This window comes from Acidocella sp. C78 (assembly GCF_907164655.1).
Genome location: NZ_CAJQZK010000067.1, coordinates 24,434 through 46,943, shown reverse-complemented (window position 1 = coordinate 46,943; position 22,510 = coordinate 24,434). Strand labels below are relative to the sequence as shown.

Genomic DNA, 22,510 nt, shown 5'->3' with positions numbered 1-22,510 from the left:
GAGCACGAACATGGACACATTCATACCGCGAGGCCTTCGGCCCGACGGCCGTGGCACCAGGCTTGCCCCACCCAACCGGTTCGAAACCACGCGCCATGATGCGTTCGACGACGGGTGGGGCATGCTGGACGAGAAGGAGGCAGCCCCCGAGACGGTGCTGATCCGCGACGCGACGAAATCGGTGATCAGCCGCAACGACAGTCCGGATCTCGGTTTCGATCGCGGGCTCAACCCGTATCGGGGCTGCGAGCATGGCTGCATCTACTGCTATGCGCGGCCGACCCATGCGTGGATCGGCCTGTCGGCGGGGCTCGATTTCGAGACCAAGCTGGTGTTCAAGCCCGAGGCGGCGACGCTGCTGGAGCGCGAGCTGTCGCGCAAGGGCTATCAACCGGCCACTATCGTGCTGGGCTCGAATACCGACCCGTATCAGCCGGTCGAGCGGCAGCTGCGGCTGACGCGCGCGGTGCTGGAGGTGCTGGAGCGGTTCGGACATCCGGTTGCGATCGTCACCAAATCGGCCGGAGTGCTGCGGGATGCCGACATTCTGGCGCGGATGGCGACGCGCAACCTCGCCCGCGTGCATCTCTCGGTGACGACGCTGGACGCAAGGCTCGCCCGGGCGATGGAACCGCGCGCGGCGACACCGGCGCGGCGGCTCGATGCGATGGCCGGACTCAAAGAGGCGGGAATCCCGGTCGGCGTGCTGGCCGCGCCGATGATTCCGGGGCTCAACGATCCCGAGCTGGAGCGCATTCTCGAAGCGGCGGCGCGGTCGGGCGCGTCGTCCGCCAATGCGATCCTGCTGCGCCTGCCGCACGAGCTGGGCGCGCTGTTCGAGGACTGGCTGAACCGCACCATGCCGGACCGCGCCGCGCATGTGCTGAGCCTGATCCGCCAGACTCGCGGCGGCGCGCTGAATGATGCCGCCTTCGGCAGCCGGTTTCGCGGCACCGGGGCCTATGCGGGGCTCTTGCGCGCGCGTTTCGAACGGGCGGCGCGCCAGTTCGGGCTGAGCGAAACGCCGCCGCCGCTCGATTGCAGCCAGTTCGCCAAGCCGCGCGCGACAGCTGCGGCGGCGCAGCTGTCGCTGTTCTGACCACCGCTCGGCCCGCCCCTGCGGTCAGGCGCGGCCGAGACGCTCGGCGCCGCCGCCACGGGCGGGAGAAGCGGTCGGGTCTTCCTCGTCCTCGCCCAGATCGCCGACCAGCGTTTCCGTGGTCAGGATCAGCTTGGCGACCGAGGCGGCGTTGCGCAGCGCCGTGCAGGTGACGCGGACGGGATCGATGATGCCGGCATCATACATGTTCTGGAACGTGCCGATGGCGGCGTTGTAGCCGAAGCCGCCATTCACCGCCGAAACCTTGGCGATCACGTGGTCAGGGTCGCCGCCGGCATTGGTCACGATGCGCCAGAGCGGCCTTGTGAGGATGGAGCGGACAAGTTTCACCCCCTCCGCGACATCGCCGCTGACGCCGGCCAGCACCTCGTCGAGCACCGGGCCGATCTGCGCCAACGCGGTGCCGCCGCCGGCAACCACTCCCTCCTCGCTCGCGGCGCGCACGGCGGCGAGCGAATCCTCGATCAGCTGGATCGTGCGCTTCTGCTCGACCGGCGTCGCCCCGCCCGCATAGAGAATGGCGGTGCCGCCGGAAAGTTTCGCGAGGCGCTCGCGCAGCTTGTCCTGCTCGATGTTGGGCGGTGCCGCATCGTGCATGCGCTGAACCTGTGCGCGGCGCGCGGCGATCGCAGCCGGATCGCCGGCGCCGCCGATGATCGCGGTGTGCGTGGCACTGGTGCGTACCCGCTCGGCGCCGCCGAGATCAGCTTCGGTGACATCCTCGATCCGGCCGCCGAGATCGCGAGCGATGACGCGGCCGCCGGTGATGATGGCGATATCCTCCATCATCGCCTTGCGCCAGTTGCCGTATTCGGGCGGGTGCACGACGAGGTAGCGGCCCGGCCCGTCGCGCCCGAGCAGGCTGACGACGACCTCCGGCGCCACCTCCTCGGCGATCACGAGGAGCGGGCGGCCGGCCTCGGCGGCAAGCGCCCGCGCCGCATCGAGCGCATGGGGATCACGGATCTTGAGATCCGTCATCAGGATCAGTGGCCGTTCGAGCACGGCCTCCATCTTCTCCTGATCGGTCACCATGTGATGCGAGATATAGCCGCGATCGAAGGACATGCCTTCAACGACGTCCAGCGTGGTTTCGGTGGTCACGCTGAAATCGGTGGTGATGACGCCCTCGGCGCCGACCCGCGCGAAGGCCTCGGCTACCAAGGCGCCGAGATGCGGCTCGGTCGCGGCGATGTTGGCCACCGCGGCCAGCATGCCGTTGCCGGAAGCGGGCCGGGCGGCGGCCTTGAGGGAGGAGGCCACGCGCTCGACCGCGAGATCGATCCCGCGGATGAGATCGACCGCGCGGGCGCCGCGCTCGCTGGCCTCGACGCCGGCCTGGACGAGCGCGTTGGCCAGCACGATCGCCGTGGTAGTGCCGTCTCCCGCCAGTTCGTTGGTCTGCATCGAGACCTCGCGGACCACCTGCGCGCCCATGTTCTCGAACCGGTTCGGCAGCTCGATTTCCACCGCGATGCTGACGCCATCGCGCGTGACCATCGGCGTGCCGATCGGCCGGTCGATCATCGCGTTCATTCCCTTAGGCCCGAGCGTCGGCTCGACGGCGGCCGCGAGCCGGCCCACACCGCGGGCCAGCGCGCGACGCGCTTCGGAATTATGCAGAAGCAGCTTAGCCATTTTGTCTCCCTTCGGCCGAATGACCGGCGCGCTGCGTGGACCGGCCTATTCGGCGGCGACCGCGAGCGGCGAGGCCGCAAGCGCCGCCTTCTTCGCCGCGATATCGATGCCGTAGAGCTTGGCTGCATTGAGGCCGAGGATCTTTTCCTTGATCGCCGGGGTGAGATCGATGCCGCGCTCCTGCTTCACATCCTCAGGCAGCTCGAAATTCCAGAATTTCTCGACCAGCCAGCGCGGCGTCCAGATCGCGTAGTCGGAGCCGAACAGGATGCGGTCCTCGCCGAGCCAGAACAGCAACTCGCCCATGATTTCGGCGAAGTAGCGCGGCCGGGAGTGGATGAAGGGGAGCACGACGGCGAGGCCGCCATAGACATTCGCTTCCTGCACCGCGATCCAGCAGAAATCGTCGATGCGGGGCTGGCCGCAATGCTCGACGACCCAGTTGAGATTGGGGAAGTCGGTCGCGGCGTAATCGACGTCGTGAACGTCGAAGGCGTCCTTGCTCAGCGGGATGATGGTCGGACCCTTGTGGACGTGCATGTTCCTGATGCCGAGCTTCTCGCACAGCTCGAAGCATTTGTAGGCCTCGGGATCGTTCAGCCGCCAGCCGCGGGAGGCGCCGTTCCATTCGGCGGTGTAGAGTTTCACGCCCTGGATATTATATGTTTCTTTCATGTAATGGATATATTCGAGCGCCTTCTCGCCATCCCGCGGGTCGAACGCGCCATTGATGATGAAGCGCTCGGGATAGCGGGCGGCGACGTCGGCATTGCGTTCGATCGTGTTGAAACCGGTCTTGTAGAAATCCTTGAGGTAGGTGGACTGCACGATCGCGACATCGTCGGGGCCGTCGATGAAGAGATCGCGATAGAGATCATCGGCGCTGTATTTCTCGAACTTCTCCTTCGGCCACAATTTGTCGGGCGGGCTCAGCGCGTTGTGATAGGCGAAGAAGCACTCGATGAACTGCTTGCCGTGAATGTTGCTCTGGTTCGCCGGGCTGCCATCCCAGAAATGGGTGTGGCCATCGACGATGAAGATTTCCTTGCCCTCGGGCGTTACGAACATGGTTTCCTCCACGTGTTGATTGCTTGCCGGTCGGCGCGCCACGCGCGGGTTGCGCGCGGGCGCGCCGGAGTGCCGCGGTTCAGATGTATTCGAAGACGTCGTCCATATTGCCGAACAGGATCACGGTGTTGTCGTCGACGCGGACCATGCGGCCGTAATGCGTCGAGGTGTTCACCTCGAAGATCTCGGCCGTCATGTCACGGCCGAGATACTCGCCGATCTCGTCCATCTTGAAGATCAGCTTGCCGTGGCCGTCGATGCGGATCAGGGCGGGCTGGTAGGTGACGGTGACGCCGGGCTTGTCGCTCATGAATTCGGCGATGGCGCGGGCCTCGACCGAATCGTTCATCGTCACGCCGCATTGATCCGAGATCGTCTGCTCGAAGGTGATATCCTTCATCTGCTTGAAGATGGTCGAATGGGTCGCGTCGCGTGCTGCTGTTGACATGATATTATCTCCTGTGCGGGGCGTCAGGCGAGACCGAGTTCGCCGAGGATCTTGCCGATGCGCTCCTGCGACTGCGCCCTGACATCCTGGAACGAGACGGGTTTGGAATGGGGCATCGACCAGATCGGTTGCAGGCCGAGGGCCGCCTTGTCGGCGAGGGCGCGGTGTTTTTCGAGCCAGCCATGGAGGATGGCGCGGTTCTCGCCGCCGTGTTTCTCGTCGTTGGCAAGGAGGTAGATGAGGTCGATCGTGTTCGCGAGGTTGCGTTCGTAATCGGCCTCGGCGGCGGAGATCACCGGGGGCGTGACGAAATCGTTGTTGGCGGCGGCGACCTGCATCAGGAAGCCGGAGCGGAACAGCTCGCCCACCAGCGGCTCGAAGACGATGTTGATCGCGAAATACTGTTCGAGATAGTCGCTCGACCCCATGATCGTCTCGATCGCCTCGCGCGTGCCCTGCCAGATCGGGTCCTCAAGCCAGGCGACCTTGCCGAGCTCGTCGTTCCAGCCGGGAATGTCCATGCCGATTTCGGCGAGGTAGAGCGTGATATCCTGCGCGAGGCGCATCTTGTAGGAGGAATTGGTCAGCGTCGCGTTGTTGATCATCTGCGTGTAGCCGTAGCGCTGCGCCTGCATCAGCGAGGTGCCGAGGCCGAATTCGGCGTGTTTCCAGGCGCCGAGATGGGCTTGCAGGATGCGTTGCCAGACCTTGTCGAAATTCGCCGGGGCGCCGGCGCGGCGGGCATTGGCGATGACGCTCTGCACCATCGTCTCGATGCGGGACTGGCGCTGGTAGTGGGTGCGTTCCCATTCCTGGTCCGGCGCGCGGAAGGCGTGCCAGTTGCTGCTTTTCAGCGCCGTGGCGTCCTTCACATAGGCGCCCTTGCCGTTCGCGAAGGAGATGATCCAGTTCTGGATCAGGTAGCGCTCGGGATCGGGCTGGACATCGACGGTGACGTCTTCGTAATGGGTCGCGCGCTTGCCGCGCGGCTCGAAATAACGGTAGCGGCGGCTGTCGGAATCCGCGAAAATCGCCGCTCCCGCGGCACCCGATCCGACTGAACTCGACAAGGCTGGCATGGTGTCTCTCCCTGGGTTTCGGTTTGCCCGTGCGGCGCGCGATCAGTGACCGGCGGGAACGGGAACGCTCGAGGATGTGGTGAACCTGTCAAAGAAGACGCGCTCGTTCTCGAAGCCGTTCAGGAACAGCACCGGTTGCAGCGCGTCGATCATGGGGGGTGGGCCGCAGGCATAGACGTCGCCCTCGCCATCGATGCCGAGGGCCTTCAGCCTCGCATCGACGCATTCATGGACGAAGCCGCGTTCGCCCTCCCAGCCGGCATCGCCGCCGGCGTGCGAGAGAACCGGAATGAATTCCAGCTCCGGGTAGCGATCAGTGAGTTGCGCGATGCGATCGAGGTGGAAAAGATCCTCCCGCGTGCGCGCGCCATAGAAGAAATAGACCGGCCGGCTTTCGCCGCTGGCGAGATGATCGTTCAGGATCGACCAGATCGGCGACATGCCGGAGCCGGCGCCGACGAGGATCAGCGGTCCGGCTCGTCCTTCCCGCCGGAAGCAGGTCCCATAGGGTCCGGTGAGGGAGACATCGGCGCCGATTCTGATTCCGCCGCTGTCGAGTTCGCCGGAGAATTTTCCTTCGGGGTATTTCTTGATGATGAAGGAGAGGCTTTTGGCTTGGTCCGGCGTATTTGCCATGGAAAACGAGCGCGTAATCGTCTCCCCTTTTTCCGTGGTGACGGTGATGTCGACATATTGTCCGGCCCAGAACTTGATCGGGGAGTCGAGATCGATCGTGATTCCGCGAATGTCGTGCGTCAGCTTTGCAATCTCGGCGATCCGGCCGTTGAAGGTCCGCACCGCGATCGACCGCGCCAGCACTTCCTCGTCATAGTTGAGGAGTTCGACCTCCATGTCCGAATAGGCGATCGTGCGGCAGAGCAGGATATGGCCGCTTTCGCGCTCCATATCGTTCAGCGCGAAGGTCGAGTATTTCAGCATGTCGACCTCGCCATCCGTCAGGATGCACTTGCAGGCCGAGCACTGGCCCTCCTTGCAGCCATGCGGCAGGGCGATGCCCTGGCGGAAGGCGGCGTTGAGCACCGTTTCGCCGTCCTCGACCTCGAACTCGACACCGACCGGCTCGAGCCTCACCGTATGCGTGCCACCCATCTGGCCCATCTCCCGAAAGTCCATCACGCTCCGGCGGGGCGCCGGAGGTGTCGCGTTGAGAAGGAAGCGGGAGCCGGGGCAACGGCTCCCGCAAGGTCCGCCGGATCAGTTGAACGGCGTGATCGTGAAGCCCGCGCGATATTCGGCGATATGCTTCGCGCGATCCTCCGGGCTCATCTCCCGCAGCAGGGTGAGCGGCGAGAGCAGGGTGTGGCCACGCACGTCATCGAGCGTCCACAGTTCGCTATCCTCGAAGCGCAGATGCGGCTGGGGCACCAGGGTCTTGCCATCGGAGCGGACGAAGTTCAGATCCTTGATCGCATCCGCGAGATCCCAGCCGTGATAGACCGTCTCCCACTCGCGCTTGCCGCTGAAGCGGCCCATCGCGGGGGTCGGGTGGCCCTGATACTCGTCGGCGAAGGCCTCGACCGCGGTCCAGCGATCGAGCTCGTGGGCGAAGGTGTGGAGCTTGCCGTCGATTTCGTCGACCACCATGTCCTCGCGGATCAGGCAGGGGACGAGGCAGCTCCAGCAGCGATGCGGATAGACGTAGCCGACCTCCTCATTGAAGGTGATGACCTTCTCGCCGCGATGGCTGAGCTTGTCGTACCATTTCCAGAAATCGCCGAACTTGGCGTACCAGCCTGGATATTTCTGCTCGAACCACTCGAAGTCGGCCTCGCGCTGGGCCTCGATGCGCCAGAAATTCACCGGCCAGCCGACAGCGAAAAACTGGGCGACGTGGTGGACGTAGAGCTTCTCGGTCAGGCGCTTCCAGGCGGCCTGGACATCGTCGTGGTGCACCTTGATGCCGTATTTCTCAAGCGGCAGCATGTAGGTGCGGTAGTAATCCTCGAAGATCCAGCGGTGCCACATCTCCGCGTAGGATTCCTTCGACTTGTCGCGATTGGTGGTGCCGTATTCGATGAAGGTGCCGATCGCGGCATCGACGATCGCGTGGTTCTGCCAGAAGGCGTAGCGCAGGTCGCGCTCGAGCAGGAGATGATTTTCCGGCTCCTTGAGGGCGGCCATCAGCATCGAGTGTCCGTTGCCGATATGCCGACTCTCGTCGGACTGCACCGAGAGGAAGACGGTCGGCAGCGCGTAGTCGCCGTTGCGGGCGGCCTCGGAGGGCATGGCAACGAACAGCGTGTTGGTGAAGGCGGTTTCAGCGACGACGGTGAGATACATGCAGGCGGCGGTCATCGTGTCGCCGGTGATGAAGCCTTCGCCGAACTGCCGGCCGATCGTGGTCGCATAGCATTTGCCGAAGGCTTCCTCGGTGATGTCGAAGCCCGCCGGATCGATGTAGTTCTCCATGTACCATTTCTTGAGGTTCATCTGGATGGTCGAGTGACGGAATTCGTCGACCATCTGCATCGTGAACCCGGTGCGCAGGTCCTCGCCCGGCGCGAGGCGGGCGACCATCGCCATCGAACGCGCCGCGGAGATTTCCGGGAAGGGGATGATCGCGAGGAACAGCTTCATCCATTCGACCCAGCGCGGCTCGACATTGCGGAACATGTCGCCGCGCAGCGCCGCATCGAGCGCGCCATAGACGCGGTTGTCCTTCTCTTCCTGCATCGGGAAGTAGGAGCGCAGCACCTGCTTCATCGGATCGCGCGGGGCCTTGGTGATCTTGTAGTCGGTCGGGTAGGTCATCGCCTCCTGGACATAGGTCGGATTCCACCCGAGATCGGAAATCTTCCTGGTTGCCTCGCCCACGGATATGCCGCGCTGCGAGGTGATCTTGTTGAGCGTCAGGGACGTCATGTTTTCAAACCTCCACCTTGTTTGCGCCGCGGGTCCCGTGACCCGGGCGGAAAGCGGCTCAGGTGCCGCCGTGCGAGTTTCCGGATGGCCTGCGCCGCGTTGCGGGGCGTTGCCTGCCGGATCCCGGCAAAGGTCTTCGAACGATCCTGATCGGTGACGGCGCAGTGTCGCGCGAAGCCGATCCGGTTTCCTCCGTTCCTTCGTTCTTCTGGCACCGCGCCACGCGCGATGATTTTCTTCTGGACAAATCAGAGCAAATCCCATGCCAAAAGGCCGGCGGGATGGTCATGCGCACGAACGCGGCGGATATCGGAAAGTGCCGACGCAATGCCGCAACGCACAATGTAAAGGAAATTTACATCTGTAAATGACAAGTGTAATACTTGGCATATTTCAAATATAGATGAATATCACTTCAAACAATCAAATTGACTTTCGCCCGCATGGGTGGCTAATTCTCGCCAAGCGACGATCGCCCAGCCGAGGCATGGCGATCGAGGCGAGGAGGCGCAGGTGCCCGACAAACAGCGGCCAGACATGGACCCGACATCCCCGGCGGCAGGCGGCGGAGACGTGACCGAGCAGCTGATCCGGCTGATGTCACGCGACCTGGTGTTCACCATGACCTTTCTCGGCGAAAGCCAGCACCGGATGCAGACGCATTTCGAGAGCTTCATCACCGCCTCGCTTGCGCGCGCCGGGATGAACCAGACCACCCACCCGATGATCCGGCTGTTCGTCGAGCGGCATGCCACGCTGTTGCGCGAGTTCGTGTTTTCCGGCGTCGCCCTGTCGCGACAGTTCGGGATCGGCGAGATCGAGCATCTGATCGGCGATGCTTCGTCGCTGCTGCGGATCGATATCTGGGACCAGCTGCGCAACCATATCGAGATGGCGGAGACGCGGTTCCGCGCGCAGATTCCTGACCTGCCGGGCCAGCTCGCGGATTTCGCCGCACCGGACGCGGCGCGGGGCGAAGCTCCATGACCGGCGCCGATGCCGAGCGGCAGCAACTGCTGCGACGCAGGCTCGCCCTTGTCGGCGCCATCTCCGCGCTGAACGCCGAGGCGCTGCGCACCCTGCAGCAACTGGCCGGGCTCGAGATCGACATGCAGCGGCTTGAGGATGATGCGCGCATGCAGGACTCGGGGTCGCTAAGTGCCGCAAACGGCGAAGCCGCCGCGCTGCGGGAGGCGCAGGCCGATTGCGCGGCGCGGATCGAGGCGGTGGAGGCGGAAATGGCCGAGATCGACCGGCATCTGGCGGCTCTGGCGGGCAATTGAACCGGGGAGACGGGCGATGAACCAGACCGCGACAAAACACCTTACGCTGTTCGACCTGCTGGGCCGCGCCTGGCCATGCGCGGCGCCGGCCGGCCCGCCGCGCTTCAGCGCCGATGGTGCCGCGGTCGCTTTCGGCTGCGCCGACGGCACGGTAACGGTCGTGCCGATCGAGGATCCGGAGCCACCGGAGACGCGGATCCGGGTGAGCGGCGATGTCGGCCAGACGACGATCCGCCCGCGCAGCCGCCCGGCACCGCCCCCCGCCGTATCCGCCGCGCTGCATCAGGATGTGCCCCCCATCGTCGCCGGCGATGAAAGCGGCTTCCTGGTCGGCGCCGGTGATGGCAGCGTGCTGACGCTCGGGCCGGATGGCGCGGTGCGCGGCACGCGCGCGCGGATCGGAACGCCGGTCGTCGCTCTCGATCACGCGCGGGCCGCCTCGCTCACGGCCATCGCCGGCGGGGACGCGGTGCGGCTGTGCCAGGGCGCGGGCGCGCTGTCCGATCCGCTCGCCGATGATGGCGAGGGCGAGGTCGTCGCCATCCGGTTATCGCCTGCGGGACGTCACCTCGCGATCGCGCGCGCGGAAAGCCTGAGCATCGTCGCACTCGATGGGAGCGGCAGGGCGCCGATGGTCTTCGGCCTGCTGTCGCGCCCGCTGTCGCTCGCGTGGCGCGACGACGGGGCCTGGCTCGCCTGCACGCTGGAGGCGGGCGGCTTTCTCATGGTCGATCACGCCGGGGGGCGCAGCGGCACCGTCACCGGCTTTCCGATGGCGACGCGCGATGCGGCCTGGAGCATCCCCGCCGCGTCGATCGTCGCCTCGGGCGCCTATCGCGTCGCCGCCTGGTCGATGGCGACGCCGCCGCTCGATGGCGACATGACCGGCGCGCTGGTGAGCGGCCGGGCCGGGCTGGTGGCGGTGGAGAGTATCGCCGCCCATCCGGCGCGGCCGCTGGTTGCGGCCGGCTACGCCAACGGCCAGATCCTGCTCGTCCAGATCGGCGGGCGGGATGAAGTGCTCATCCGCCCCGAGGGCGGCGCGGTGACAGCGCTCGGCTGGTCGGACGACGGCCACCATCTCGCCGCCGCTGGCGCGGATGGAATGGTGAGCATCACCACGTTTCCGGAGCGGATGTTCAAATGACCGGCGACTCAGGAAGGGAGACCGAGATGCAAATGGAGATGAACGACGAGCAGCGCAGCAAGGACGCGTACTTCCAGCGGGTTGCCGCGCTTGCCGAGGAAATGGTGGCGCGCCACGGACCTGATTTCACGATGGGGACGCTGGTGCTGGCCGCACGCTGGATCGCCGAGAACAGGATTGGCGGCGGCACGCCTCCCGCCTGAGCCGGATCAGGGAGACCGCCGGCGGTAGATGATGCATGCCGCGCGCAGCAGCGAGGCGAGATTGGCGATGTCGCCCAGCCAATCCACCGCTTCGTCATGCAACTGCGCGATGAGGCGGGGAACCGAAACGCCCTCGGCGGCGGCAATTTCATCCAGCGTGACCCAGAACACGCCTTCGAGCCGCACGCTGGTCGAACGGCCGGCCAGCCGGATCGAGCGGCTGGTCTGGGCGAAATGCCCCGGGTTCTGCCCCTGCAACAGATTGCACATCGTTCCTCCCCGAAGGCGCCTTGCGGCCAGGCGCCCGCGCCGGGCGGCCTGCCCGGCTTCGGATGTTTCAAAGCAAAAGCAATGCCAGACGCGCGGGGCGGCATGCATCGGGGCGCCGGCGGTGGTGCGGTGTTCTGAAACGGAACGAATGCGTACCGGCGCTGTTCTGCTTCCGGCCATGACATGCTGAACCGCCCGAACACCGCCTGCCGGAGAGGTTTGGGAAGAAGCTGCCGGCAGCCTATACAGCGCCGATGCAACCCGCGCCGGCCGCCCCGGCGCCGAACAGGAGGGACTGCGCATGGCCAAGGCGATCCACAGCATGATCCGCGTGCTCGACGAGGCGCGCTCGGTTGCGTTCTACGAGCAGGCGTTCAGTCTTGCGATCGCCGACCGGCTCGATTTCGACACGTTCACGCTGGTCTATCTGCGCAACGCGGAAAATGATTTCGAACTCGAACTGACGATCAACAAGGGCTGGGCCGAGCCCTATGCGCTCGGCGACGGCTATGGCCATATCGCCTTCTGCGTCGACGATCTCGATGCCGAGCACGCACGCTTCGAGGCGGCAGGCTGGGCGCCGCGCAAGATCGTCGAGTTCAAGCGCGACGGCGCCCTGCTCGCGCGGTTTTTCTTCGTTGCCGACCCGGATGGATACCAGATCGAGGTGCTGCAACGCCACGGCCGCTATCGCTGAGCGGCCGGGACACCCTCAGCGGAAGGCGCAGCCCGGTTTCACCCCGAGCCGCCGCAGCAGCATGGCGGCGGGGCAGAAACCGGTGATGCCGGCCTGGAACAGGTTGAGCCCCACCAGTGCGGTGAGGACGTAGAACCATGGGCTGACCAGCCAGGCCAGCACGAGGCTGAGCAGCACCATGAAGCCCGCGAAGCTGAGAACGGTCTTGTCCACATTCATGATTACATGTCCCTTGTCCTGGAGCACTTTCCGATCCTGTTGGATCGGATGCAGTGCTCTATGATATTCATTAACAGAGCATCTTTATCCGGTCAGATGACTCCATCTGCTCGGATGGGGCTCTGAAAATCACGCGGCCGCCGCGAGGTGACGGCGCGCGAAATCGACGATGGCCTGCGCGCTCATGGCCCCGGCGCTCTGGCCGATCACCTGGCCGCCCCTGAGCAGGAACAGCGACGGGATGCCGCGCACGCCGAGGCGGGAGGAGACCTCCGGCGCCTCGTCGGCATTGAGTTTGAGCAGCCGGACCTCCGGTTCCAGGATCGCCGCCGCCTGCTCGAATTGCGGCGCCATCATCCGGCACGGTCCGCACCACGGCGCCCAGACATCGAGCAGAAGGGGAATCCCGTCCCGCTCGGCGTGGCGCTCGAAGCCGGCCTGGTCGATCGCGACGGGATGGCCGTCGAACAGCTTGCGATGGCAGGCGCCGCATTGCGCGGCGCGGGCCGGGCGCGCCGGCGGGATGCGGTTCACCGCGCCGCAATGCGGACAGACGATATGGGTCGCGTCAGCCATGGCCCGCTCCTTTCGCTGACTTGCGGTCGTTGTGATGAAGCTTGTGGATATTGAGCTGCTTCATCAGGAAGCGCTCGTAGAAGGGCTCGCTCTCGCCGGCGCGGATCTTGCGGAGGAAATATTTCTCGAAGCCGATCTTGGCGAGATGCACCCAGGCGCCGGTCGAGGCCCAGTTGACGTCGCGCGGCGGGATCTGCGGCTGGGCGACGAAGGCCACGCCGCCATCGCCGAAATCGGCGAGGCAGACGGCGTTCCACGTCGCCCGCGCGTGCGGCGCCTCGCCGCGCAGCAGCGCGCCGATGTTATGCGCCGTGGCGGTGACCATCGACTCGATCATGAACCCGGTTTTCGGCACGCCGACCGGCACCGACGTCTTGCCCACGGGCGGGATCGCGACACAGACGCCGACGCCGAAGACGTTCGGATAGGCCGGATTGCGCTGGTGCTCGTCGATCAGCACAAAGCCGCGCGGATTGACCAGCCCCTCGATGCCGCGCAGCGCCGGCACGCCGCGAAAGGCGGGCAGGAACATGGTGAAGCGGCTGGGCAGGTCGTGGGTCGCGATCGTCTGGCCGTCGGTGTCGACTTCCTCGGCCACGACCTTTTCCGCGTCCACCGCGGCGATCTTCGCGTTGGTGATCCACTTGATGTGGCGATGGCGCAACTCGCTCTCCATCAGCGACTTGGTGTCGCCCACGCCATCGAGCCCGAGATGGCCGATATAGGGTTCGGAGGTGACGAAGGTCATCGGCACCTTGCTGCGCAGGCGGCGCTTGCGCAGCTCGCGATCGAGGATGAAGGCGAATTCGTAGGCCGGGCCGAAGCAGGATGCGCCCTGCACCGCGCCGACCACGACCGCCCCCGGATTGGCGCAGAAGCGCTCGAACGCCTCGAAGGCGGACGCGGCGTGATCGGTCTGGCAGATCGAGACCGTGTTCCGCTCCGGGCCGCAGCCGGGAATCTCGTCGAAGGCGAGTTCGGGGCCAGTAGCGATGATCAGATAGTCGTAGGGGATGCTGTCGCCGCCATTCAGCTCGACGCGGTTTTCGGCAGGGTGCACACGGGCGGCGCCCTCGGTGCGGAAGGTGATGTTCTTGCGGCGCGTCACCTTGTCGAGCGAGACCTCGATATCCGCGCGGTCGCGCCAGCCGACGGCGACCCAGGGGTTCGACGGCGTGAACTGGAACGTGTTCCGCTCGCCGATCAGGGTAATCCTGTCTTCCGGCCGGATCTGTCCCGCGGTTTCGAACGCGGCGAGCGTGCCGCCGAGCCCCGCGCCAAGGACCACAATCTCTGCCATGCTTTCCTGCCTTTCCGAACGCTCCGGCGAAGGCGGCGCTCCGCCGCGCCCGGGGCGATGTTAATTGGTTTGCGGCGACGCCGGCTTGACCTGGATCAACGCCCGCGCGGACAGCCGGGAGAACACTGCCGCTGCGGTGCGGCCGGACGTTCCGGCGCCGCCACAATTGACAATATATGCATATATTCGTATATACGCAAGTATGAAACTGGATGTCGACGCGATGAACCTGGCGGCCGATGAAGCCAGCGATCTGCTGAAATCGCTGGCCAACCGGCATCGCCTGCTCATTCTCTGCCAGCTGCTCGACGGCGAGCGGTCGGTGGGCGAGCTGGTCGCGTTCCTGCAGATCCGCGACAGCGCGGTCTCCCAGCACCTGGCGCTGCTGCGCAAGGACGGGCTGGTGACCGCACGGCGCGAGGGGCAGAGCATCCGGTATTCCATCGCCAGCGCACCGGCCCGCACCGTGATTGCGGCCCTTGCCGGAATTTATTGTAGTCCGGAGGGTGCGACCTGCGCGGCGCCCGATCCTTCATCGACAACGGAGATTTCGACATGACGACACCTACACCTCTGCGCGACCTCGACCCTGCCACCGTGCATGACGACCTGCGCGCCGGCCGCATCCTGCTGGTCGATGTGCGCGAACCGCAGGAATTCGCGGTGGAGCGCATTCATGGCGCGATGCTGTTTCCGCTCTCCACCTTCGATCCGGCGATGTTGCCGCAGGACCCCGGCAAACCGATCGTGTTTCAGTGCGGCTCGGGCAAGCGCTCGGCGATGGCGGCGGCGAAGTGTCGCGAGGCCGGCCTTGCGGTGAATGCCCATCTCGCCGGCGGCATGATGGCGTGGAAAGCGGCGGGGATGCCGTATGTCGCGCTCGATTCCGCCACCGGCCAGGTGATCGACCGCCGCTGACCTCCCGCCATCGCGCCGCCCCGGACAAGGAACGCCAGCATGCCCCGCCCGCTCTCCCTTCCCGCCCTGCTGCTGCCGCTCCTGCTCCTGTTCGGGGCGGCGCCGGCAGGTGCCGCAACGCCCGCGGCGACCTTCACCGTCGCCGCCCGCATGGTGCCGGACCAGAAGGCCGTGTTCGCCACCGTCGAAAGCCGCAACGTGGTGCCGGCGCGCACGCGGATCGGCGGGACCGTCGCCGCCCTGACGGTGCATGACGGCGACAGCGTGACGGCGGGGCAGGTCATCGCCACCGTGCACGACCGGAAGCTCGAATTGCAGATCAAGGCGCTGGACGCCGAGATCGCGGGGTTGCGGGCGAGCCTCGTCCAGGCGCAGACCGATCTACGGCGCACCACGGCGCTGGCGCATAGCGGCGCGGTGTCGCGCCAGCAGCTCGACCAGGCGCGGACGGCGGTGGATGTTGCCGCCAGCACGCTCCGCGCGCGGATCGCGCAGCGCGCCGTGGCCGCCCAGCAGCAGGACGAGGGCGCGGTGCTGGCGCCGATCGCCGGGCGGGTGCTCAGCGTGCCGGTGACCGATGGCACGGTGGTGCTGCCGGGCGACACGGTCGCAACCGTCGCCGAGCAGAATTTCATTCTCCGCCTCAGGATTCCCGAACGGCACGCGCTGCATCTGAAGGTGGGCGACATGGTGCGGCTGGATGGCGGCGAATTCGGCCTGGCGGGGGCGCAATTCGGCCGCATCACCCTGGTCTATCCGCAGATCGTCGCCGGGGATGTGCGCGCCGATGCCGAGGTGAAGGGGATCGGCAGCTATTTCGTGGGCGAACGCGTGCGGGTTTTTGTGCCGGCAGGTGAGCGGCGGACGATCGTGGTGCCGTCCGGCTTCGTGTTCACCCGTTTCGGCCAGGATTATGTGAGGCTGCGGCAGAAGGATGGCAGCGTGATCGACGCACCGGTGCAGCTTGGGTTGCCGCTGCCGACCCGCGCGATGCCCGACGGGGTGCAGATCCTTGCCGGCCTCGTGCCGGGCGACGTGCTGGTGCGGCCGTGAGGCTCGGCATTTCCGGGCGGCTCGCCCGCGCCTTCATCCGCTCGCCGCTGACGCCGCTGTTCCTGCTCGCGGCGCTGGCCGCCGGGCTGGTCGCCATCACCACCATTCCGCGCGACGAGGACCCGCAGATCCATGTCCCGATGGTGGACGTGATGGTGCAGGCGAACGGGCTGAAGGCGGCCGACGCCGCGGAACTCGTGACCAAGCCGCTGGAGACGATCCTGAAGGCGATCCCCGGCGTCGAGCATATCTACAGCCAGACCCGCGACGACCAGGTGCTGGTCACCGCCCGCTTCCGGGTGGGGACCAACGAGGATGCCGCGGTGGTGCGGGTGAACGACAAGATCCGCGCCAACATGAACCGCATCCCGATCGGCATTCCGCCGCCGCTGGTGGTCGGGCGCGGGATCGACGATGTCGCGATCCTCACCCTCACCCTCGCGCCGAAACCGGGGGCGGCGACACACTGGACCCAGGGCGCGCTGTCGCAGATCGCGACCAAGCTGCAGGACCAGCTGATCAAGGTTCCGAATGTCGGGCTCAGCTACATCGCCGGATCGGACCCGATGCAGATCCGCGTCGAGCCGGAACCGGACAAGCTGATGCTCTATGGCGTGACGCTGCAGCAGCTCGCTTCACGGGTGGCCGACGCCAATCGCAGCTTCATCGCCGGCCGCGTGTTCGACCGCGGCGGGCTGCGCGACGTGGCCGCGGGGCAGACGCTGTTCGGCGTGCCGGATATCGGCCTGCTGCTGATCACCACGCGGGACGGGCGGCCGGTCTATCTGCGGGATGTCGCCCATGTCGTCGTCGGGCCGGCGCCGTTGCAGAGCCATGTCTTCGCCATCACGCATGATGCCGGGCACTGGCGCACGGCGCCGGCGGTGACGGTGGCGCTGGCCAAGCGCGCGGGCAGCAACGCCGTGGTGGTGGCCGACGCCGCGCTGACGCGGGTGAAGAGCCTCGAAGGCTCGCTGATCCCCTCCGACATCTCGGTGCAGGTCACGCGGGATTACGGGCGCACCGCCAACGAGAAGGCGAACGAACTGCTGTTCCATCTCGGGCTGGCGACGATTTCCATCGTCGTGCTGATCGCCTTCGCGGTGGGCTGGCGCGAGGCGGTGGTGACGCTGGTGGTGATTCCGACGACCATTCTCGCCACCGTGTTCGCCTCGGAAATGATGGGCTACTCGATCAACCGGGTGAGCCTGTTCGCGCTGATCTTCGCCATCGGCATCCTGGTGGACGACGCGATCGTGGTGGTGGAGAACATCGCGCGGCACTGGGCGATGCCGGATACGCGCTCGCGCCGGCGGGCGGCGATCGAGGCGGTGGCGGAAGTGGGCAACCCGACGGTGGTCGCGACGCTGACGGTGATCGCGGCGCTGCTGCCGATGCTGTTCGTCTCGGGTCTGATGGGGCCGTACATGGCGCCGATCCCGGTGAACGCCTCGGCGGCGATGATGTTCTCGTTCTTCGCCGCGATGATCATCGCCCCGTGGCTGATGTACAAGCTGGCCGGGCGCGACCGCTTCACCGAGGAAGACCGGGCCGGAGACATCGAGTTTCTCGAACTGACCACCCCTGCCCTCGCCCATGAGGCGGGGGTGGCGGCGGCGCATCCGGACCGGCTGGGGCGGCTCTACCGCGCCGTTGCCGCGCCGATCCTGCGCACACGGCGGCGCGCCGGGCTGTTTCTCGCCCTGGTTGGCATCGCCACCATCGCCGCCTGCGCGATGTTCTATACCGAGGCGGTGACGGTGAAGCTGCTGCCGTTCGACAACAAGTCGAGCCTGAACGTGCTGATCGACCTGCCCGCCGGCAGCGCCGTGCAGCAGACCGAGCAGACGCTGTTCGCCGCCGCGCGGATCGCCGGGACGATGCCGGAGGTGCGGTCCATGCAGGTGTATGCCGGCACGCCGCAGCCCTTCGATTTCAACGGGCTGGTGCGGCATTATTACCTGCGCGACCAGCCCTGGCAGGGCGACCTGCACGTGATGCTGTCGCCCAAGGGCGAGCGGTCGCAGCAGAGCCACCAGATCGCGGGCGAGCTGCGCCGGCGCCTGCTCAGGCGCCTGGCGCTGCCGAAGGGAGCTGTGCTGAAAGTGGTCGAGGCGCCGCCGGGCCCGCCGGTCTTTGCCACCCTGCTCGCCGAGATTTACGGCCCGGACGAGGCGACGCGGCTCGCGGTCGCACAGGAGGTCAAGAAGCTGTTCAGGAAGGTGCCCTACATCGTCGATGTCGACGATTCCTGGGGGCATCGGCAGAAGCAGCTGCATATCGCGATCGACCAGGACCGGCTGGAATATTTCGGCGTGCGGCAGGCCGATGTCTATGACACGATCCAGGATCTCTTCGGCGGCATGAAGGTCGGCTATTCCTATCGCGGCGAGAACAGACTGCCGATCGAGATCGCGATCGGCCTGCCCAATCGGGCGCTCGACTGGAGCCAGCAACTGGCGGATACGCCGGTGCCGGCCAACGCAGTGCCGGCGGACAAGTCGGTCGTCGAACTCGGGCAGGTGGTGCATGTGACGCGCAGCGAGGGCTCGCGCGTGCTCTACCGGCGCGACGGGCATTTCGCCGACATGGTCACCGCCGAGCTGGACGGAAAGTTCGAGGCACCGATCTATGCGATGTTCGCGGTGGACAAGCTGATCAACCAGCATGACTGGGGAAAGCTGCCGAAACCTGTGATCAGCTTCCGCGGCCAGCCGGCGAGCGAGGCGCACCCGACCCTGCTCTGGGATGGCGAATGGGAGATCACCTATGTCACGTTCCGCGACATGGGGGCGGCGTTCCTCGTCGCGCTGCTCGGCATCTATGTTCTGGTGGTGGCACAGTTCCGCAGCTTCAAGGTGCCGCTGCTGGTGCTCACCCCGGTGCCGCTGACGCTGATCGGCATCATGCCCGGGCACTGGCTGCTGCACGCGCAGTTCACCGCGACCTCGATGATCGGCTTCATCGCGCTGGCCGGCATCATCGTGCGCAACTCGATCCTGCTGGTGGACTTCATCCGCCACGGCGCGCGGCCGGGGCTGACACTGCGCGAGGTGCTGCTGGAGGCCGGCGCCATCCGCTTCCGGCCGATCCTGCTGACAGCGCTCGCGGCGATGATCGGCGCCTCGACGATCCTGCTCGACCCGATCTTCCAGGGCCTGGCGATCTCGCTGCTGTTCGGCCTCGCCTCGTCCACCCTGCTGACGGTGCTGGTGATCCCGGCGATCTACGTGGTGATGCGCGACCCGGACCGGATCGTGTCCTGACCGGCTCCTGACCCGTCGCCCGGCGCGCCGCTGCGTGCCGGGCGCATTCCTGCTGCGAACAAAATGCGTGCCGGTATGAGCTGCCGATTATTTATGATGGTTCAAACGCATGAGATGATGTTTCATACATGATTTCTTCCGGTCAGTTGAAGGCGGCGCGCGCCCTGCTCGCATCGACCAGCGGGATCTGGCGGAATTGTCCGGCCTGTCGCTGCCGACCATCCAGCGGATGGAGGCGAGCGAGGGGGTGATCCGCGGCAATGTCGACTCGCTGATGAAGCTGCTGGACGCGCTGGATCGGGCGGGGATCATCGTGATCCGGCCCGGCGATGTATCGGATGCCACTGGCGGGCGCGGCGTGCGCCTCAAGAGCGGGACGTGACGGCGGCGCTGCTGGTCTGCGCCCTGGCCTGGCTCGCGCTCGGCGCGGCGGGCGCCATTCTGTCCCGCCGCGATGCAGGGCGAATGGTTGTTTATGGCGGGTCGCTCGCCGTTTCACTGGTCGCACTTGCCATTGCCCTTGGCGCGCTCGGCGGCCGGGCACCGGGCGTCACCCTGCCGCTCGGCCTGCCGGGGATCGGCATGCGCTTCGCCGTCGATCCGCTATCGGCCGCGTTCCTCGTGCTGGTCGATCTCGGCGGTGCGGCCGCCAGTCTCTACGCGCTCGGCTACGGGCGGCACGAGGCCGAACCGTGGCGCGTGCTGCCCTTCTACCCGGTGTTTCTGGCGGCGATGAACCTTGTGGTGATCGCGGCCGACGCCTACGGGTTCCTGCTGTTCTGGGAGCTGATGTCGCTCGCCTCCTGGGCGCTGGTGATGGCGGACCACAAGCGGGCGGAGACGAGGCTGGCGGGGTTCGTCTATCTGCTGATGGCGAGCGCCGGCACGCTGATGCTGCTGCTCGCCTTCGGCCTGCTCGCCGGGCCGCGCGGGGCATACGCATTCGCCGCCATCATCGCCTCGCACAGACCGCAATGGACGGCTGATGTGGCGATGCTGCTGGCGCTGCTGGGGGCGGGGTCGAAGGCGGGGCTGATGCCGCTGCATGTCTGGCTGCCGCGCGCGCACCCCGCCGCACCGAGCCATGTCTCGGCGCTGATGAGCGGGGTGATGACGAAGGTGGTGGTCTATGCCTTCATCCGCATCGCCTTCGATCTCGCCGGGCCGGCCGCCTGGTGGTGGGGGCTCGTGGTGCTCGCGGCGGGGGCGGTTTCCGCCGTGCTCGGCGTGCTGCAGGCGCTGCTGGAAGACGATGTAAAGACCGTGCTCGCCTACAGCACGATCGAGAATATCGGACTGATCTTCGCGGGGCTGGGCCTTGCCCTCGCCTTCCGGGCCGATGGCCTGGCGCTGGCCGCGAGCCTCGCGCTCACCGCCGCCTTGTTCCACGCCTTCAACCACATGCTGTTCAAGAGCACGCTGTTCTTCGGCGCCGGCGCGATCCAGCACGGCGCCGGCACGCGGCGGCTTTCCGAGCTTGGCGGGCTGATCCACCGGATGCGGGTCAGCGCGGTGCCGATGCTGGTCGCGGCGATGGCGATCGCGGCCCTGCCGCCGCTGAACGGGTTCGCCTCGGAATGGCTCCTGTTGCAGGCGGTGCTGCTCAGCCCGTCGCTGCCGCAATTCGGGCTCAAGCTCGCGGTGCCGGCGGCCGGCGCGCTGCTGGCGCTGGCGGCGGCCTTTGCCAGCGCCTGTCTCGTCCGGCTTTACGGCATGGCCTATCTCGGCCGCCCCCGCAGCGCGGCCGCCGCCACGGCGCATGAGGCCGACGGGATCTCGCGCGCCGCGATGATCGGGCTCGCGTCGCTCTGCGTGATCTTCGGGCTGATGCCGGCGCTGGTGCTCGGCCATCTCGCCCCGGTGGTACGGGAACTGGCCGGGGTGTCGCTGCCGGCGCGGCCGGGCTGGAGCGGGCTCACACTGCTGCCGGTGCCGGCGCGGCAGAGTTCGTACGATCCGCTACTGATCGCGCTGTTCATCGCGGTGACCAGCGGTCTTGCGGCGCTGGGGCTGCATCGCTTCGGCTCGCGCGCCCTGCGCCGGGCGGTGCCCTGGGGTGCGGCTTTCTCACCGCGGGCGACGCGGCGCTGCCGGCGGGCACGCAATATTCGCCCGCGGGGTTCAGCCAGCCGATCCGCCGCGTGTTCGCGACATTGCTGTTCCGCGCCCGCGACGAGGTGGTGATGCCACCGCCGGGAGCGACCGCGCCCGCTCGCTTCGCCGCGCGCATAACCGATCCGGTGTGGGATGGCGGCGCGCTGGCGCTGGCCGCACTGATCAATCGCGCCGCCGACCGTGCCAACCGGCTGCAATTCCTGACCATACGGCGCTATCTCGCGATGGTGTTCGTCACACTACTGATCCTGCTCGCGACGGTGGCGCTATGGGCCTGATCGTGCATCTGGCCCTGCAGGCGCTGGAAATGGCGATCGCGCTGCTGGCGGCACCGCTGCTGACCGGCTTCGTGCGCAAGGTCAAGGCGCGGTTGCAGCGCCGCGCCGGGCCGCCGCTGCTGCAAGTTTATCGCGATCTCGCCCGGCTGGTGGCGAAGGAGGCGGTGGTGCCGGAGGACTCCTCATGGCTATTCCGCGTCTCCCCTTACGTGATCTTCGCCGCCACCTGGGTCGCCGCGGCGCTGGTGCCGGAATTCGCGACCAATCTGCAATTCTCATGGTCGGGCGACCTGATCGTGATCGCAGCCCTGCTCGGCAGCGCGCGCTTTTTCCAGATGCTGGCGGCACTCGATTCCGGCACCGCCTTTGGCGGCATCGGCGCGAGCCGGGAGGCGATGCTCGCCTCGCTCGCCGAACCGGCGATGCTGATGATCGTCTTCACCGTCGCCCTCGTCGCCGGCACCAGCCAGCTTTCGGCGATCGCCACCTTCATGCATTCCGGCGCCGAGGGGCTCAGGCTGTCGCTCGCGCTCGGCCTGGTCGCGCTGGTGATGGTGGGGCTGACCGAGACGGGGCGATTCCCGGTCGACAATCCGGCGACGCATCTGGAGCTGACCATGGTGCATGAGGCGATGGTGCTGGAATATTCCGGGCGGCACCTCGCGCTGATCGAGCTGGCCGGGGCGATGCGGCTGCTGCTCTACATGTCGCTGATCGCCTGCATCTTCGCGCCCTTCGGCATCGCGCCGCCGGGTGCCGGGCCCGCTGCCCTCGCGCTGGGGCTTGCGAGCTATGCCGGCAAGCTGGGCTTCGGCGCGGTGGCGCTGGCCGGGTTCGAGACGACGATCGCCAAGATGCGGGTCTTCCGGATTCCGAATTTCGTCGGCGCGGCGCTGATGCTCGGCCTGCTCGGCACGCTGCTGCTGTTCATGTCGGCCTCGCTGTGACG

The 22,510-nt window shown here is 66.7% G+C and carries 25 protein-coding genes; 15 read left to right on the top strand and 10 right to left on the bottom strand.

What is annotated here, in order from left to right:
* Window positions 1-10: 10 nt before the first annotated feature.
* Window positions 11-1,099 carry a PA0069 family radical SAM protein gene (locus ACIDOCELLA78_RS86820; protein ID WP_201728341.1) on the top strand — a complete coding sequence of 363 codons (1,089 nt, stop codon included), beginning with the start codon at window positions 11-13 and terminating at the stop codon, window positions 1,097-1,099.
* A 24-nt stretch (window positions 1,100-1,123) separates the two neighbouring features.
* Here the strand turns inward: ACIDOCELLA78_RS86820 and ACIDOCELLA78_RS86815 are convergent, their stop codons facing one another.
* From ACIDOCELLA78_RS86815 to ACIDOCELLA78_RS86790, 6 genes are all read right to left on the bottom strand, one after another.
* The gene (locus ACIDOCELLA78_RS86815) at window positions 1,124-2,758 is read right to left on the bottom strand and encodes a molecular chaperone GroEL (RefSeq protein ID WP_201728340.1); all 1,635 of its coding nucleotides are present in this window, start codon (window positions 2,756-2,758) and stop codon (window positions 1,124-1,126) included.
* 45 nt (window positions 2,759-2,803) lie between these two features.
* On the bottom strand, window positions 2,804-3,826 hold the full coding sequence (locus tag ACIDOCELLA78_RS86810) for an amidohydrolase family protein (RefSeq protein WP_201728384.1): 1,023 nt from the start codon (window positions 3,824-3,826) through the stop codon (window positions 2,804-2,806).
* A 79-nt stretch (window positions 3,827-3,905) separates the two neighbouring features.
* The gene (locus ACIDOCELLA78_RS86805) at window positions 3,906-4,274 is read right to left on the bottom strand and encodes an MmoB/DmpM family protein (RefSeq protein WP_174502530.1); all 369 of its coding nucleotides are present in this window, start codon (window positions 4,272-4,274) and stop codon (window positions 3,906-3,908) included.
* A gap of 23 nt (window positions 4,275-4,297) precedes the next feature.
* Complete coding sequence (locus tag ACIDOCELLA78_RS86800) at window positions 4,298-5,353, bottom strand: aromatic/alkene monooxygenase hydroxylase subunit beta (protein ID WP_201728339.1); 1,056 nt, start codon at window positions 5,351-5,353, stop codon at window positions 4,298-4,300.
* 42 nt (window positions 5,354-5,395) lie between these two features.
* The gene (locus tag ACIDOCELLA78_RS86795) at window positions 5,396-6,463 is read right to left on the bottom strand and encodes an NADH:ubiquinone reductase (Na(+)-transporting) subunit F (protein ID WP_249675573.1); all 1,068 of its coding nucleotides are present in this window, start codon (window positions 6,461-6,463) and stop codon (window positions 5,396-5,398) included.
* Between the two features lie 105 nt (window positions 6,464-6,568).
* A complete protein-coding gene (locus ACIDOCELLA78_RS86790; RefSeq protein ID WP_201728338.1) occupies window positions 6,569-8,236 on the bottom strand; it encodes an aromatic/alkene/methane monooxygenase hydroxylase/oxygenase subunit alpha in 1,668 nt (555 codons plus the stop codon).
* 62 nt (window positions 8,237-8,298) lie between these two features.
* Here ACIDOCELLA78_RS86790 and ACIDOCELLA78_RS86785 point away from each other — a divergent pair, with 62 nt between their 5' ends.
* The 5 genes from ACIDOCELLA78_RS86785 (at window position 8,299) to ACIDOCELLA78_RS86765 (ending at window position 10,869) form a co-directional block, all read left to right on the top strand.
* Complete coding sequence (locus tag ACIDOCELLA78_RS86785) at window positions 8,299-8,607, top strand: hypothetical protein (RefSeq protein ID WP_201728337.1); 309 nt, start codon at window positions 8,299-8,301, stop codon at window positions 8,605-8,607.
* Window positions 8,608-8,749: 142 nt separating this feature from the next.
* On the top strand, window positions 8,750-9,223 hold the full coding sequence (locus ACIDOCELLA78_RS86780; RefSeq protein WP_249675570.1) for a hypothetical protein: 474 nt from the start codon (window positions 8,750-8,752) through the stop codon (window positions 9,221-9,223).
* On the top strand, window positions 9,220-9,519 hold the full coding sequence (locus tag ACIDOCELLA78_RS86775; RefSeq protein ID WP_201728336.1) for a hypothetical protein: 300 nt from the start codon (window positions 9,220-9,222) through the stop codon (window positions 9,517-9,519). The genes ACIDOCELLA78_RS86780 and ACIDOCELLA78_RS86775 overlap by 4 nt, the downstream gene beginning before the upstream one ends.
* 16 nt (window positions 9,520-9,535) lie before the next feature.
* Window positions 9,536-10,666: a WD40 repeat domain-containing protein gene (locus tag ACIDOCELLA78_RS86770; RefSeq protein ID WP_201728335.1), complete on the top strand. Its 1,131-nt coding sequence runs from the start codon at window positions 9,536-9,538 to the stop codon at window positions 10,664-10,666.
* Window positions 10,667-10,692: 26 nt separating this feature from the next.
* Window positions 10,693-10,869 (top strand): hypothetical protein, encoded by a 177-nt coding sequence (locus ACIDOCELLA78_RS86765; protein ID WP_214006277.1) that lies wholly within the window; start codon window positions 10,693-10,695, stop codon window positions 10,867-10,869.
* 6 nt (window positions 10,870-10,875) lie between these two features.
* Here the strand turns inward: ACIDOCELLA78_RS86765 and ACIDOCELLA78_RS86760 are convergent, their stop codons facing one another.
* Entirely contained in the window at window positions 10,876-11,139 is a 264-nt protein-coding gene (locus tag ACIDOCELLA78_RS86760; protein ID WP_201728334.1) for a ribbon-helix-helix domain-containing protein, read from the bottom strand.
* A 301-nt stretch (window positions 11,140-11,440) separates the two neighbouring features.
* Here ACIDOCELLA78_RS86760 and ACIDOCELLA78_RS86755 point away from each other — a divergent pair, with 301 nt between their 5' ends.
* On the top strand, window positions 11,441-11,836 hold the full coding sequence (locus tag ACIDOCELLA78_RS86755; protein ID WP_201728333.1) for a VOC family protein: 396 nt from the start codon (window positions 11,441-11,443) through the stop codon (window positions 11,834-11,836).
* 15 nt (window positions 11,837-11,851) lie between these two features.
* Here the strand turns inward: ACIDOCELLA78_RS86755 and ACIDOCELLA78_RS86750 are convergent, their stop codons facing one another.
* The 3 genes from ACIDOCELLA78_RS86750 to ACIDOCELLA78_RS86740 all read right to left on the bottom strand — a co-directional run bounded on the left by ACIDOCELLA78_RS86750 (window position 11,852) and on the right by ACIDOCELLA78_RS86740 (window position 13,931).
* Window positions 11,852-12,055, bottom strand: coding sequence for a DUF2892 domain-containing protein (locus ACIDOCELLA78_RS86750; RefSeq protein WP_249675568.1), 204 nt, complete (start codon window positions 12,053-12,055; stop codon window positions 11,852-11,854).
* A gap of 129 nt (window positions 12,056-12,184) precedes the next feature.
* Window positions 12,185-12,631 (bottom strand): thioredoxin domain-containing protein, encoded by a 447-nt coding sequence (locus ACIDOCELLA78_RS86745; RefSeq protein ID WP_201728331.1) that lies wholly within the window; start codon window positions 12,629-12,631, stop codon window positions 12,185-12,187.
* Entirely contained in the window at window positions 12,624-13,931 is a 1,308-nt protein-coding gene (locus tag ACIDOCELLA78_RS86740) for an NAD(P)/FAD-dependent oxidoreductase (RefSeq protein WP_201728330.1), read from the bottom strand. The genes ACIDOCELLA78_RS86745 and ACIDOCELLA78_RS86740 overlap by 8 nt, the downstream gene beginning before the upstream one ends.
* A gap of 85 nt (window positions 13,932-14,016) precedes the next feature.
* Here ACIDOCELLA78_RS86740 and ACIDOCELLA78_RS86735 point away from each other — a divergent pair, with 85 nt between their 5' ends.
* The 8 genes from ACIDOCELLA78_RS86735 to ACIDOCELLA78_RS86700 all read left to right on the top strand — a co-directional run bounded on the left by ACIDOCELLA78_RS86735 (window position 14,017) and on the right by ACIDOCELLA78_RS86700 (window position 22,508).
* The gene (locus ACIDOCELLA78_RS86735; RefSeq protein WP_249675565.1) at window positions 14,017-14,490 is read left to right on the top strand and encodes a helix-turn-helix transcriptional regulator; all 474 of its coding nucleotides are present in this window, start codon (window positions 14,017-14,019) and stop codon (window positions 14,488-14,490) included.
* The gene (locus ACIDOCELLA78_RS86730; RefSeq protein ID WP_201728329.1) at window positions 14,487-14,849 is read left to right on the top strand and encodes a rhodanese-like domain-containing protein; all 363 of its coding nucleotides are present in this window, start codon (window positions 14,487-14,489) and stop codon (window positions 14,847-14,849) included. The genes ACIDOCELLA78_RS86735 and ACIDOCELLA78_RS86730 overlap by 4 nt, the downstream gene beginning before the upstream one ends.
* A 39-nt stretch (window positions 14,850-14,888) precedes the next feature.
* Window positions 14,889-15,902 (top strand): efflux RND transporter periplasmic adaptor subunit, encoded by a 1,014-nt coding sequence (locus ACIDOCELLA78_RS86725; protein WP_201728328.1) that lies wholly within the window; start codon window positions 14,889-14,891, stop codon window positions 15,900-15,902.
* On the top strand, window positions 15,899-19,168 hold the full coding sequence (locus ACIDOCELLA78_RS86720; RefSeq protein ID WP_201728327.1) for an efflux RND transporter permease subunit: 3,270 nt from the start codon (window positions 15,899-15,901) through the stop codon (window positions 19,166-19,168). Before ACIDOCELLA78_RS86725 ends, ACIDOCELLA78_RS86720 begins: the two co-directional genes overlap by 4 nt.
* A gap of 196 nt (window positions 19,169-19,364) precedes the next feature.
* Window positions 19,365-19,550, top strand: a complete 186-nt coding sequence (locus tag ACIDOCELLA78_RS86715; protein WP_374223242.1) for a transcriptional regulator — start codon at window positions 19,365-19,367, stop codon at window positions 19,548-19,550.
* Window positions 19,547-21,352 carry a hydrogenase 4 subunit B gene (gene hyfB, locus ACIDOCELLA78_RS86710; RefSeq protein ID WP_249675563.1) on the top strand — a complete coding sequence of 602 codons (1,806 nt, stop codon included), beginning with the start codon at window positions 19,547-19,549 and terminating at the stop codon, window positions 21,350-21,352. Before ACIDOCELLA78_RS86715 ends, hyfB begins: the two co-directional genes overlap by 4 nt.
* On the top strand, window positions 21,310-21,561 hold the full coding sequence (locus ACIDOCELLA78_RS86705; protein WP_249675559.1) for a hypothetical protein: 252 nt from the start codon (window positions 21,310-21,312) through the stop codon (window positions 21,559-21,561). Before hyfB ends, ACIDOCELLA78_RS86705 begins: the two co-directional genes overlap by 43 nt.
* Entirely contained in the window at window positions 21,552-22,508 is a 957-nt protein-coding gene (locus tag ACIDOCELLA78_RS86700) for a respiratory chain complex I subunit 1 family protein (protein WP_201728326.1), read from the top strand. Before ACIDOCELLA78_RS86705 ends, ACIDOCELLA78_RS86700 begins: the two co-directional genes overlap by 10 nt.
* Window positions 22,509-22,510 lie beyond the last annotated feature (2 nt).